The sequence below is a fragment of the Williamsia sp. 1138 genome (assembly GCF_002095435.2).
Lineage (GTDB): Bacteria > Actinomycetota > Actinomycetes > Mycobacteriales > Mycobacteriaceae > Williamsia.
Genome location: NZ_MJEJ02000051.1, coordinates 80,814 through 92,994, shown reverse-complemented (window position 1 = coordinate 92,994; position 12,181 = coordinate 80,814). Strand labels below are relative to the sequence as shown.

12 protein-coding genes are annotated in these 12,181 nt (G+C 64.9%); 7 read left to right on the top strand and 5 right to left on the bottom strand.

The window, feature by feature from the left end:
• Positions 1-42: 42 nt before the first annotated feature.
• Complete coding sequence (locus BH683_RS22595; protein ID WP_246833527.1) at positions 43-660, top strand: regulatory protein RecX; 618 nt, start codon at positions 43-45, stop codon at positions 658-660.
• A gap of 40 nt (positions 661-700) precedes the next feature.
• Here BH683_RS22595 and BH683_RS22590 read toward each other — a convergent pair whose 3' ends face one another.
• The 4 genes from BH683_RS22590 to BH683_RS22575 are packed head-to-tail and all read right to left on the bottom strand — an operon-like array spanning position 701 to position 4,045.
• Positions 701-1,573: an amino acid ABC transporter permease gene (locus tag BH683_RS22590; RefSeq protein ID WP_084838529.1), complete on the bottom strand. Its 873-nt coding sequence runs from the start codon at positions 1,571-1,573 to the stop codon at positions 701-703.
• Entirely contained in the window at positions 1,570-2,253 is a 684-nt protein-coding gene (locus BH683_RS22585) for an amino acid ABC transporter permease (RefSeq protein WP_084838528.1), read from the bottom strand. The genes BH683_RS22590 and BH683_RS22585 overlap by 4 nt, the downstream gene beginning before the upstream one ends.
• Positions 2,250-3,278 (bottom strand): glutamate ABC transporter substrate-binding protein, encoded by a 1,029-nt coding sequence (locus BH683_RS22580; protein ID WP_084838527.1) that lies wholly within the window; start codon positions 3,276-3,278, stop codon positions 2,250-2,252. Before BH683_RS22580 ends, BH683_RS22585 begins: the two co-directional genes overlap by 4 nt.
• Before the next feature lie 38 nt (positions 3,279-3,316).
• The gene (locus BH683_RS22575) at positions 3,317-4,045 is read right to left on the bottom strand and encodes an amino acid ABC transporter ATP-binding protein (protein ID WP_094647699.1); all 729 of its coding nucleotides are present in this window, start codon (positions 4,043-4,045) and stop codon (positions 3,317-3,319) included.
• Positions 4,046-4,289: 244 nt separating this feature from the next.
• Between BH683_RS22575 and miaB the strand changes: the two genes are divergently transcribed.
• Both miaB and BH683_RS22565 read left to right on the top strand, forming a co-directional pair.
• On the top strand, positions 4,290-5,801 hold the full coding sequence (gene miaB / locus BH683_RS22570; protein WP_094647670.1) for a tRNA (N6-isopentenyl adenosine(37)-C2)-methylthiotransferase MiaB: 1,512 nt from the start codon (positions 4,290-4,292) through the stop codon (positions 5,799-5,801).
• Positions 5,801-6,421 carry a hypothetical protein gene (locus BH683_RS22565; protein ID WP_084838524.1) on the top strand — a complete coding sequence of 207 codons (621 nt, stop codon included), beginning with the start codon at positions 5,801-5,803 and terminating at the stop codon, positions 6,419-6,421. The genes miaB and BH683_RS22565 overlap by 1 nt, the downstream gene beginning before the upstream one ends.
• Positions 6,422-6,430: 9 nt before the next feature.
• Here BH683_RS22565 and BH683_RS22560 read toward each other — a convergent pair whose 3' ends face one another.
• The gene (locus BH683_RS22560) at positions 6,431-7,795 is read right to left on the bottom strand and encodes a DUF349 domain-containing protein (protein ID WP_094647697.1); all 1,365 of its coding nucleotides are present in this window, start codon (positions 7,793-7,795) and stop codon (positions 6,431-6,433) included.
• A 181-nt stretch (positions 7,796-7,976) separates the two neighbouring features.
• On the opposite strand from BH683_RS22560, the gene BH683_RS22555 reads away from it, so the two are divergent.
• From BH683_RS22555 to hflX, 4 genes are read left to right on the top strand one after another with little or no spacing between them, the layout of a single operon-like run.
• Positions 7,977-8,717, top strand: a complete 741-nt coding sequence (locus tag BH683_RS22555) for a hypothetical protein (RefSeq protein ID WP_094647668.1) — start codon at positions 7,977-7,979, stop codon at positions 8,715-8,717.
• Positions 8,711-9,631 carry a tRNA (adenosine(37)-N6)-dimethylallyltransferase MiaA gene (gene miaA, locus BH683_RS22550; RefSeq protein ID WP_094647666.1) on the top strand — a complete coding sequence of 307 codons (921 nt, stop codon included), beginning with the start codon at positions 8,711-8,713 and terminating at the stop codon, positions 9,629-9,631. The genes BH683_RS22555 and miaA overlap by 7 nt, the downstream gene beginning before the upstream one ends.
• A 19-nt stretch (positions 9,632-9,650) precedes the next feature.
• On the top strand, positions 9,651-10,634 hold the full coding sequence (dapF, locus tag BH683_RS22545; RefSeq protein ID WP_084838694.1) for a diaminopimelate epimerase: 984 nt from the start codon (positions 9,651-9,653) through the stop codon (positions 10,632-10,634).
• Positions 10,635-10,679: 45 nt separating this feature from the next.
• Entirely contained in the window at positions 10,680-12,155 is a 1,476-nt protein-coding gene (gene hflX, locus BH683_RS22540) for a GTPase HflX (protein ID WP_084838521.1), read from the top strand.
• Positions 12,156-12,181 lie beyond the last annotated feature (26 nt).

The window sequence follows — 12,181 nt, the reverse complement described above, 5'->3', positions numbered from 1 at the left end:
ACGCACGAGAACGTGAACGACCTTGGGGGAGAGGATCCCCGTGTGAGCGCCGCGAAGTTGCGGACTGCGACCGCGGAGATCCTCTCCCGCACTGCATCTGAGGTCTCGGGTGCGATATCTGAAGAGACCGTTTCGAAGCGGGGACCGGACGCCGACTCCGGATTCGGCTCGACCTCGGCGTCTGCGTCTGCGTACGATGCAGCGCTTCGGCTGCTCGGGGTGCGAGCCAGAAGCCGATCCGAGTTGTTGAAGCGTCTGCAGGACAAAGATTTTCCTGCCGAGGAAGTCCACTCGGTGATGGAGCGTCTGGAGCGGCAACACCTGCTCGACGACAATGATTTCGCCCAGCAGTGGGTCCGGTCGCGACACCTGCACAGTGGCAAGGGCCGGACGGCGTTGCGTCACGAATTGAGGAACAAGGGCGTTGATCAGGCGATCATCGAGGATGCCCTGAGCCAGGTCGATGACGAAGCCGAGCACGATCGAGCGGCTGACCTGCTACGCCGGAAGGCGCAGCGGTTGGGCCCGGACGACCTGGCCGAGCGCGCAGATCGGGACCGCCACACCCGACGGCTGGTCGCCATGCTGGTGCGCCGCGGTTACTCGCCCTCCTTGGCGCTGGGTCTGGTCAAGACAGAAATCGACCGGCTGCGCGAATAGCGCAGCCGGTCGATGTGTTGCACGACGTGGTCCGTGCCGATCAGCGGTCGGCTGTGATCGCGTCGTCCGTGATCGTCACGTCACCGACCGTGCCCTTGCGTTTGCCTTCTCGAACGCGACGCTCGACGACCGTTGCAAAGGACGACAGCCCGAAGTTGAGCGCGATCATGATCAGAGCGACCACGACCAGTGCGGGCAGATAGTTGCCGTAGAACGATGCGGACTGGATGCCCGATCGCACGACCTCGATGTAGCCGATGGCATACCCGAGCGCACTGTCCTTGAGCGCGATGACCATCTGCGAGATCAACGCCGGGAGCATCGCCGTGATCGACTGCGGTAGCAGGACCAACCGCATGGTCTGCGACTTTCGCATACCCAGCGAATTGGCAGCTTCGAGTTGTCCTGAGGGCAAGGAGTTGATGCCGGAACGAAGGATCTCCGCGATCACCGACCCGTTGTAGAGGGTGAGTCCGGTGACCACTGCCGCGAACGCGAGTTGTTCGGCCGGGAAGACCGCATACTCGGCGAACAGGTAGTAGGCAAAGATCATCAGGATCAGCACGGGGATCGCGCGGAAGAACTCCACGGTTCCTCCGCTGAGGATCCGGATCGCCCGATGGTCCGACAACCGGCCGATGCCGAGGATCGCACCCAGTACCAAGGCAAAGACGATGGACAGTACGGCCGCCTTGATCGTTCCCCAGAGACCGGGCAGCAGATACGTGGTCCACGTGTCCAGCTGAATGAAAGGGTCCCACTTCTCGGCGGTCAGCTGACCGTTGTTGCCCAATGCCACCAGCACATAGACGGCGATGGCGAGCACGATCGCGCCGAAGACGACTGCGATCACGGCATTGCGCTTGCGCGCCTTCGGTCCGGGTGCGTCGTACAGAACAGTTGAGCTGCTCATCGTTTGACCGCCAATCGCTTTGCGAGATAGCCGAACACGAAACCCTCGGTGAGGGTCAACACCATGAACCCAGCGGCGATGATGGCGAAGATCCAGATCACCTGGTCGGCGTGATTCTCGATCTGTTCCTTCATCAGCAGGGACGCCTCGGCGACACCGATCGCCGACGCGATGGTGGTGTTCTTGGTCAAGGCGATCAGCACGCTGCCCATGGGCCCTATCACCGACCGAATCGCTTGCGGCAACACGATCAGAGTGAAGACCTTGCTGAACGGCAGGCCGAGGGATCTGGCCGCTTCGGCTTGCCCGAGGGGAACCGTGTTGAACCCGGACCGCAGCGTCTCACACACGAATGTCGAGGTGTAGAACGTGAAGCCGAGCACCGCCAGCCAGAAGTTGTTGTTGTCGATGAAGTTCTCGTTCTCGGGGGCCAGCGCCAACCCGAGATTCTGATACAGGCCCACCGAGCAGAAGATGATGATCAGGGTCAGCGGGGTGTTGCGCACGATGTTGACGTACCAGGTGCCGAAGAACCGCATGACGGGCACAGGGGACACCCGCATTCCCGCCAGCACCGTGCCCCAGAGGAGCGATCCGATGGCGGAGAAGAACGTCAGTTTGATCGTGACCCAGTAGGCCGGCCACAAGCCAGGGCCGATGTCTGTCCAGAGTTCGTTCATGACAGTCCCTCCGGGCAGGGGGTGGACTTGGACGTGAGGAAATCGAGATTCCCGGGCTCAGGGGTGAAGGTGTATGTGGAGTCGGGCCCCTGCGACCGCTCGATCATCGAGTCGACCTGGGCACTGCCGATGTTGTCGCGCAACGCGGTCTCCCATGCGGACGGGCCGCCACCAGGCGGCGGCGTCATCATGGAGACGAGTGCCTTGTTGACGGCCTCGACAGCCTCTGGATACTCCTTGGCCATACCGATGCCGTATCGCTCGGTCGAGAACGGTGACCCCGCCTTCTTCAGCGATTTCTTCCCGCTCGACGTCACGCAGGCATCGTCGGGATAGGTCATGTCGACGAGCTTGAACTCGTCGGGGTAGAAGTCCGAGAAGCCGGCCAAAATTGCCTCGTCGGTGGTCAGCGCATCGACCTTCCCGCGGCGCAACGCCTCGACGCACGACGAGTACGAGTCGTACTCCTGGAGCTGGATGTTGGGTAACTGGTTCTTGACGTTCTGTGCAGACGTCGAGCCGGTGACCGAACACAGCTTCTTACCGTTGTTGAGGTCGGTCAGCACCGCGATGCTGTCGTCGTCCTCTCGGACGAGAAGACCCTGGTAGTTGATGAGGTACGGCCCTGCGAATGCCACCTTCTCCGAACGAGCGGCATTGATGGAGTAGGTGGCCGCGATCATGTCGACCTCACCGTTGGCGATCAGGGTTTCGCGCTGGGCCGAGGGGGTTTCTCTCCACGTGATGTCGGGTTTGTCCCAGCCGTTGGTCTCGGCGATGTTGTTGATCACGTACTCCGACACCGCAACGTCGAATCCGGTGAAGTCCTTGTCTGGGTGACGGAGACCGAGACCGGGCTGATCGAACTTCGTGCCTGCGATCACCGAGCCCTCCTCGATGGATTCGAGCAGGTTTCGCGGGCTGGTGCTGCCGCAGGCGGCGAGCCCGCCCGCGATGAGCACGGCGGCGATCGCGAGACCGAGAATCGAGGTCAGGCGCCGCGGCTTGGGTGAGTTGACGGGCATAGATGCTTTCGTGCGTTCGAGTCGGTTCATCACAGTCCTCAGTGGCCCAGGATCTTGCCGAGAAAGTCACGCGCGCGTTCGGATTTCGGGCTGGTGAAGAAGGTCTCGGGTTCGTCGTCCTCGACGATCGCACCGTCGGCCATGAAGATGACCCGGTCGGCAGCCTTCCTGGCAAAGCCCATCTCGTGGGTGACCACGAGCATCGTCATGCCCTCCTTGGCGAGTGAGACCATCACGTCGAGCACTTCGTTCACCATCTCGGGGTCGAGTGCCGAGGTGGGTTCGTCGAACAGCATGACCTTGGGTTCCATCGCCAACGACCGTGCGATCGCCACCCGCTGCTGCTGGCCGCCTGACAGCTGGGCTGGATACTTGTCGCGCTGACTGGCGATTCCTACGCGTTCGAGCAACTCCATACCGCGCTTCTCCGCGTCGGCCTTGCTCTTGCCGCGAACCTTGATGGGAGCGAGGGTGACGTTCTGCAGGATTGTCTTGTGGGCGAAGAGGTTGAAGGACTGGAACACCATGCCGACGTCGGCGCGCAACGCCGCCAATGTCTTGCCCTCTGCAGGGAGGATGTTGCCGTCGATGCGGATCTCACCGCTGTCGATCGGTTCGAGCCGGTTGATGGTGCGACACAGCGTGGACTTTCCTGAACCCGAGGGGCCCAGGATCACCACAACCTGTCCCGCCGGCACCTCGAGGTCGACGTCTTTGAGCACGTGCAGGTCGCCGAAATGCTTCTGTACGTTCGTCATGCTGATCATCGTCTGGCTGCCGCCGCCTGCCGGTCCCTTGTCGACCGGATGCTGCGCGCCCGAGGAGTCCCGAGATGTTGTCATGGATAACGACCTTATTGGGTCGACGATCGGGCCGTGAGCGCAACACCCGACATCCGGCGGACCGCCACTCGTGTGGCGGACCGCTTAAATCGCAGGTCGTCGCGTCCATTTCGCCTGGTCGGGCCGGGCAAGTACCCTGGATCGGGTGACAATCTCGTTGACAAGTCCGGTGACCGACAGTCCGCTGACCAGTGGGCGTTCCTACCAGGTCACCACCTACGGCTGTCAGATGAATGTCCACGATTCCGAGCGCATCTCAGGTCTGCTCGAAGAGGCAGGGTACGTGCGTGCCGAGGCAGGTACCGAGCCCGACCTCGTGGTGTTCAATACGTGTGCGGTGCGCGAGAACGCGGACAACAAGCTGTACGGAAACCTCTCGCATCTCGCTCCGGTGAAGGAGCGGCGCCCCGGAATGCAGATTGCCGTCGGCGGTTGCCTCGCGCAGAAAGATCGCGCGACGGTGGTGAAGAAAGCTCCCTGGGTCGACGTCGTCTTCGGTACCCACAACCTCGGTTCGTTGCCGGTGCTGCTCGAACGGGCCCGGCACAACGAGCAGGCGCAGGTCGAGATCCTCGATGCCCTGGAGGCTTTTCCCTCGACGCTCCCCGCCAAGCGTGAGTCGGCGTACTCGGGTTGGGTGTCCATATCGGTCGGTTGCAACAACACCTGCACGTTCTGCATCGTCCCAGCCCTCCGGGGCAAAGAAGTCGACCGCCGCCCCGGTGACGTGCTGGCCGAGGTGCAGGCACTGGTGAACGAGGGTGTCGGTGAAGTGACGCTGCTCGGGCAGAACGTCAATGCGTATGGGATGTCCTTCTCAGACCCCGACCTCGGTCGCGACCGAGGTGCCTTCGCGGCCCTGCTGCGGGCGTGTGGGGAGATCGAGGGGCTCGAGCGCGTGAGGTTCACGTCCCCCCATCCGGCAGAGTTCACCGACGACGTGATCGAGGCGATGGCGCAGACTCCGAACGTCTGCCCGCAATTGCACATGCCGTTGCAGTCGGGTTCGGACCGGATCCTCAAGGCCATGCGTCGTAGTTATCGCAGCACCAAGTTCCTCGGGATCATCGATCGTGTCCGCGCCGCAATGCCACATGCGTCCATCACGACCGACATCATCGTGGGGTTCCCCGGCGAGACCGAAGCAGATTTCCAGGACACCCTCGACGTCGTCGCCAAGGCCAGATTCACCAGCGCCTACACCTTCCAGTACTCGCCCCGGCCGGGCACCCCGGCGGCGGAGATGGCCGAGCAGGTCCCCAAAGCCGTTGTATCCGAACGTTATATGCGGTTGACCGAGCTCCAGGACAGGATTTGCCTGGAGGAGAACCAGAACCTGATCGGGATGCCGGTCGAGGTTCTCGTCACGGCTGACGGCCGCAAGGATCAGGGCCGGATGACCGGTCGTGCACGCGACGGTCGGCTCGTGCACTTCGCCACTGCTGATGAGGGCGTCCGGCCGGGAGACCTCGTGAACGCGGTGGTCACCGGTGCCGCGCCGCACTACCTGCTGGCCGACGACGGCATCACCGCACATCGGCGCACTCGGGCCGGCGATGCGCACGCAGCAGGCACCACACCGCAGACTCCGCCGATCGGCGTGGGTCTGGGGTTGCCGACAATCGGAAAACCGACGAGCGCACCGGTCGAATCGGCATGCGGCTCAGGATGTGAGATGTGATGGCCGAACCAGAGGGCGGACAGTTGCCGGCGTTTGAAGACTTCAAGGGTGATCTCCGCAAGGCTGAACGAAAAGTGGCCGGCGAGATCGACCCGGGTGCCCGTGCCGTGGTGGTCGCTGTGGCGGTGCTCGCGGTCTTGCTCTCGTTCGTACTGCCGCACACCGGTTCGGTCACCGGTATCGACGTCCTGACGTTCAATGCGGACGCCGCCGCCGAGAACGTCACCATCACCTCACGTATCTTCGTGTGGCTGCAGTTGGTGTTCGGTGTCGGGTTCTCTGCGCTGGCCTTGATCACCCGTCGCTGGTTCTTCGCCTGGGTTGCCCTGTGCGGCAGCGCGGTGTCCTGCGTTGCCGGGATGCTCGCTTGGTGGTCGCGCAACACCCCCGGGGTCTCGGGATACGCTCCGCCGAGCGGCGTCGGTGTCGGACTCGTGGTGGGTTGGATCGCGATGTTCGTGATCGTCTTCCACTGGTCGCGGGTCGTGTGGACCAGGACCAGCTACCAGCTCACCCTCGAGGCCCAACGCCGCGAGGAGGCAGCTGCGGAAGAACAACGGGCACTCGCCCTGCAACGACGTCGCGCTCCACGGCCTGTCGATCCCGACACCGAGAGCTGAGTGACCTGCTCAGTCGCTGATCGCACCCTCGGCGGCCCGGGCCCATTCCCGCCATTGCTCGGCCTGCTCGCGTAGTTTGCGCGCGTCCTTGGCCTTTCCGTTCGCCTCGGCCTTGGCGGCCTGATCCTCGAGTTGCGAGACCCGATCGGCGAACTGTTGCGCGCGTGCCTTGACCTCGGGATCGGTGCGCTGCCACTGTGCTGACTCGGCATCGCGGATCCGCTTCTCGACGGCCTTGATGCGAGCCTCCAGTGAATGCATCTGCTCGCGGGGGACCTTGCCGATCTCGTCCCATTGATCGCGGATCAGCCGGAACTCGCGACGTGCGGCGTCCAGATCGGCGTCGGGATCGATCGATTTCTCGGCCCGGTTGAGCAACTCGACCTTCGCCTTGGCGTTTGTCTCGAACTCGGCGTCTCGCTCGGAGGAAGCGGCGTTGCGGGCTCCGAAGAAGACGTCCTGGGCTGCCTTGAAACGGGCCCACAGCGCGTCGTCCTGGTCGCGGGGGGCGCGGCCTGCGGCCTTCCATTGGGTGAGGAGGTCTCGGAATTTGGCCGCGGTGTCGGCCCATTCGGTGGAGGCCGACAGCGACTCGGCCTCGGTGATGAGCTCTTCCTTGCGCGAACGTGCCCCGGCGCGTTCGCGATCCATCTCGGCGAAGTGCGCGCCACGCCTACGGTTGAAGGTGTCCCGCGCTTTCGAGTATCGCTTCCAGAGCTGATCGTCGGTCTTGCGGTCGACGCCCTTGATGGTCTTCCACTCGTCGAGGATCTCCCGCATGCGATCGCCCGCGACCTTCCACTGGGTCGACTCAGAACCGATCTCCTCGGCTTCGGCGGCGAGCTCCTCTTTCCTCGCGATGGCCGCGGTCCGTGCCTCGTCGCGATCGTGTTTGACCTTCTCGGCCGCACCGTCGGCGCCGTCGATGATCGTCTGCAGGCGTGCCGCGACCGCGTCGACGTCGCCGATCACGGCAGCGGTCGGAAGAGACTCCACCAATGCCGCCGCTGCGATCTTCGTCTTGCGCGGATCTCCGGTGCCGGCCTCGAGTCGTTCCTCGAGCAATTCCACCTCGACGACCAGATCGTCGAACCGGCGGCCGAAGTGAGCGAGGCCTTCGGCGGCGGTCCCTGCCTGCCAGGACGCGATCTGGTGTTCGCCTCCGGAGTTCTTGAGCCACACCGCGCCGTCGTCATCGATCCGGCCGAACTCGGACGGGTCGGAGGCAGGCCTGACGACATCTGCGGGGGCATGCACCTTGGGCGGCGCGTGCTGACCCGGACGTGGTCCGGGTCGGGGGCCGGGCCGTGGTCCCGGTCGGGGGCCGGGTACCGGGGCGGCGTCTGCGGCAGGTTCAGGGGTGTGCTCGGTCATGTTCATCCTCGTCCTGCCGCGCGACACGGCTGCCAGTTGCGTTCGTCTGCCGGCGCTGACGCCGGTGTGGCGCCCATCGCCTCTCTCATTGAAGCAGGTCAAGGCCGTAGGTGTGGACACTCATCGACAATGGGTTCGCTCGAATCGCGCGGCGCGGTGTCGTCGCGGAGAGTCGGCTACCGTGGCGCAGGTGTTGGTCGCCGCTGCATTCGTCCCCGCCGCACCGGTTTTGGTGCCCGAGCTGTCCGGTCCCGGCGTTCCGGAGATCCTTCCCATTCGTGATGCTGCACATGCGGTTTGTGATCAGTTGGCCGAGCGTGCGCGCCGCTGGATGGTCGTGGGGATCGGAGATCCGGCCGTTCCGGTTGCGGCGCGCGGCACCTTTGTGGGTTTCGGCGCCGATGTGGAGGTCGAGATCGATCCGCGGACGCCTGGTGACCCCGATGCGTTGATGCCGACCTCGGTCCTGCTGGCCGGGTGGCTGGCCGCTGCGGTCGAACCGCGGCCGGAATTGGCGGTGACTCTAGTCGACGCCGAGACGTCGGCCGCTGACAGTGCCGAGCTCGGCCGGGTGCTGGGTAGAGCGCTGGCGGCAACGGACGAACCGATCGGGTTGTTGGTGGTCGCCGACGGGGCGACCACACTGGGGGCGAAAGCTCCGGGAGGCGAGCAGGCCGAGGCGGCGGCGTTGCAGACGGTGATCGACGCCGCGTTGGGTTCGGCTGATCTGGACGCGCTCGGTGCCCTCCCCGAAGAGAAGTGCGCTCACCTCGGGGTCTCCGGACGCGCGGTCTGGCAGCTGGTCGCCGGCGCGCTCGTAGGTGCCGGCGTGGACGGTGCCGCGGTGGACGGGGTGTTGCTCAGCGCCGCGGCGCCGTTCGGCGTGGGCTATGTGGTCGCCCGCTGGGACATGCGGTGGTGACGCCGATCGCTGTCATCGGACCCACGGCCAGCGGTAAGTCAGACCTTGCGCTCGAGCTGGCCATCGATCTCGGTGGCGAGATCGTGAACGTGGACGCGATGCAGCAGTACCGAGGTATGGACATCGGGACGGCCAAGATGCCGATCGCCGAGCGGCGTGGGGTCCGGCACCATCAGATCGATGTGCTCGGGGTGACCGAGACGGCGACCGTCGCGCGGTATCAACAGGCGGCACGCGCCGATGTCGAGAGCATCCTCGCCGCCGGTCGGACTCCGGTGATCGTCGGCGGATCGATGATGTACGTCCAGGCGTTGCTCGACGACTGGCAGTTCCCGGCGACCGATCCCGAGGTCAGGTCCCGGTATGAGGAGCAACTGGCGCAGCTCGGTCCCGCAGCGTTGCACCGACGCCTCGCCGAGGTGGACGGCGAGGCTGCAGAGCACATCCTCGACACCGACGGCCGCAGGATCGTCCGAGCGCTCGAGGTCGTCGAGATCACGGGCAGGCCCTTCTCCGCGTCAGCTCCCCAGATCGGCGAACCTCGTTGGAACACAACCATCATCGCGCTCGACCGCGACACCGCCGATCTCGACGAGCGGATTGCACGCAGGACGTCTGCCATGTTCTCCGGAGGTCTGGTGGACGAGGTCCGGGCGCTGCTCGACGTCGGACTGCGCGAAGGAGTGACCGCTGCCCGGGCGATCGGCTATGCGCAGACGATCGCAGCGCTCGACGGGGAGTACGACCTCGCACGAGCGGAAGAATTGACCTTCATCGGGACCCGCAGATACGTCCGCAGGCAGCGCTCATGGTTTCGTCGCGATCCGAGGGTGAAGTGGCTCGACGCATCGGCTCCCGACGTGCTCGGTCAGGCATTGCTGGCCGCGGGTCGTGGCGGCGGTAGTGCCCGGTAGAGCGCGTATTGTGGATGAGATGTCGGAGACGGAGCGGAGCGGAGCTCGACCTGGTGGGCTGGAGACGGAGCGCAGCGGAGCTCGACCTGGTCGGTCGGAGACGGAGCGCAGCGGAGCTGCGCATGTTGATTTCGTGAAGGGCCATGGCACCCAGAACGACTTCGTGCTGCTGCCGGATCCGGGCGTGGCGCTGGACCTGACCCCGGAGTTCGTGTCAGCGCTCTGTGATCGGCACCGCGGGATCGGTGCCGATGGGGTGTTGCGGGTCGCGACCGCAGGAGCGCTTCGCGACGCCGGGGTGCTCGCGACCGTGCCTGACGGCATCTCTGACAACGACTGGTTCATGGACTACCGCAACGGGGACGGTTCCATCGCGGAGATGTGCGGCAACGGGGTTCGGGTGTTCGCCCACTACCTCGCAGCCCACGACCTGGTCACCGGCAGCGCTTTCGTCGTCGGATCACGTGCCGGTGCGCGGCCGGTGGTGGTGCACGAGCGCAGCGGAACACACGCGGAAGTCAGTGTGTCGATGGGCAAGGTGGTTTTCGGTACGGACAGCAAGGCGACCATCGACGGCCGCCCATTTGCCGGGGTGGCGGTCGACGTGGGCAATCCGCATCTGGCCTGCGTGGTGGAAGGTCTGAGCGCGGCGGATCTCGATGACGTCGACCTCACAGCGCCGATCACCTTCGACAGCGGAGACTTTCCGGCGGGTGTGAACATCGAGCTGATCACGCCGCCGGTGCCGTCCACCGTGGACGGCGTCACCGGCGAGGTGCGGATGCGAGTGCACGAGCGCGGGGTCGGGGAGACGCGCAGTTGTGGCACAGGAACCGTCGCTGCCGCTGCGGCCGCGCTGCGCTCGATCGGCCGGACCACGGGAACGATCATCGTCGATGTCCCCGGCGGACGGATCACGGTGACGGTCGGCGACAACGACAGCGAACTACGAGGCCCGTCCATTCTCGTCGGCGCGGGCATACTCAACGAAGGATGGCTTTAAAACCGGTATGCAGCGAGTACACCGCAATGTCACGATGGTCACCTCATGACCGAAGACACCAACCCGCAGAGCGGGACCCCAGACCGGACTGACGAGTTGCCTGCCGAGCGTACGCAGCACATCCCGACGACCGGTGAACTACAACTCGACGAACGAAGTTCGCTGCAGCGTGTCGGAGGGCTGTCGACCGAGCTGACCGATGTCACCGAGGTGGAGTATCGGCAGCTGCGCCTCGAGCGGGTCGTGCTGGTCGGGGTCTGGACCCAGGGCAGCACCACGGCGCAGGCCGACTCCAGCATGGCGGAACTCGCCGCGTTGGCGGAGACCGCGGGTTCCGAGGTTCTCGAGGGACTCATCCAGCGGCGCGACAAGCCCGACCCGGCAACGTATATCGGCTCGGGCAAGGCGCACGAACTCCGCGAGATCGTCTTGGCCACAGGGGCCGATACCGTGATCTGCGACGGTGAACTCACCCCGGCGCAGCTCACCGCGTTGGAGAAGGTCGTGAAGGTCAAGGTGATCGACCGCACGGCCTTGATCTTGGACATCTTTGCCCAGCACGCCACGTCGCGTGAGGGCAAGGCGCAGGTGGCCCTCGCGCAGATGGAGTACATGTTGCCCCGACTGCGCGGCTGGGGTGAGTCCATGTCGCGGCAGGCCGGCGGCCGGGCGGGCAGCAACGGCGGCGTGGGCCTGCGCGGGCCCGGTGAGACGAAGATCGAGACCGACCGCCGCCGGATCCGGGAACGCACGGCCAAACTGCGGCGCGAGATCCGGGAGATGAAGACATCTCGAAACACCAAGCGCAGCAAGCGTAAACAGGCGGTCGCCCAGTCTGTGACCATTGTCGGGTACACGAACGCGGGCAAGTCGAGCCTCATCAACCGGATGACCGGCTCGGGGGTCCTGGTCCACAATGCCCTGTTCGCGACCTTGGATCCGACCACGCGTCGGATGACTCTCGAAGACGGCAGGGAACTCGTCATCACCGACACAGTCGGCTTCGTCCGGCATCTGCCGACCCAGTTGGTGGAGGCGTTCCGTTCCACCCTGGAGGAGGTTGCGGACGCGGATCTCTTGTTGCACATCGTCGACGGGTCCGATCCGATTCCGACCGACCAGATCTCCGCTGTGCGGACCGTGATCGAACAGGTGGTGTCTGAAGAGAAGGCCACGGCCCCGCCGGAGATCCTGGTGATCAACAAGATCGATGTGGCGGACCCACTCGTGCTGGCGCAACTGCGGGGTCTGTTTCCCCAGGCGGTGTTCATCTCGACGGTGACGGGGGAGGGCATCGACGAGTTGTTCGTCGCCATTCGCGAGGCCATCGCCCGTCATGATGTCCACGTCAGCGTGCGAGTGCCGTACTCCAGAGGCGATCTCGTGTCGCGGATCCACGCCGAAGGCGACGTGCTGTCCGAGCAGCACGGTGCAGACGGAACCGCGATCACCGCAACGGTTCCCTCTGGTCTGGCGCGGCAGTTGGCAAGCTTGGCAGTGCCGGAGACCGCGGAGCAGTGATCACTGCCCACGTTTTGGGCGAGATG

Coding starts and splice junctions, on each gene's coding strand:
- hflX (WP_084838521.1), top strand. CDS start 10,680: ATGACCGAAGACACCAACCCGCAGAGCGGGACCCCAGACCGGACTGAC.
- dapF (WP_084838694.1), top strand. CDS start 9,651: ATGTCGGAGACGGAGCGGAGCGGAGCTCGACCTGGTGGGCTGGAGACG.
- BH683_RS22585 (WP_084838528.1), bottom strand. CDS start 2,253: ATGAACGAACTCTGGACAGACATCGGCCCTGGCTTGTGGCCGGCCTAC.
- BH683_RS22560 (WP_094647697.1), bottom strand. CDS start 7,795: ATGACCGAGCACACCCCTGAACCTGCCGCAGACGCCGCCCCGGTACCC.
- BH683_RS22590 (WP_084838529.1), bottom strand. CDS start 1,573: ATGAGCAGCTCAACTGTTCTGTACGACGCACCCGGACCGAAGGCGCGC.
- BH683_RS22565 (WP_084838524.1), top strand. CDS start 5,801: ATGGCCGAACCAGAGGGCGGACAGTTGCCGGCGTTTGAAGACTTCAAG.
- BH683_RS22575 (WP_094647699.1), bottom strand. CDS start 4,045: ATGATCAGCATGACGAACGTACAGAAGCATTTCGGCGACCTGCACGTG.
- BH683_RS22580 (WP_084838527.1), bottom strand. CDS start 3,278: ATGCCCGTCAACTCACCCAAGCCGCGGCGCCTGACCTCGATTCTCGGT.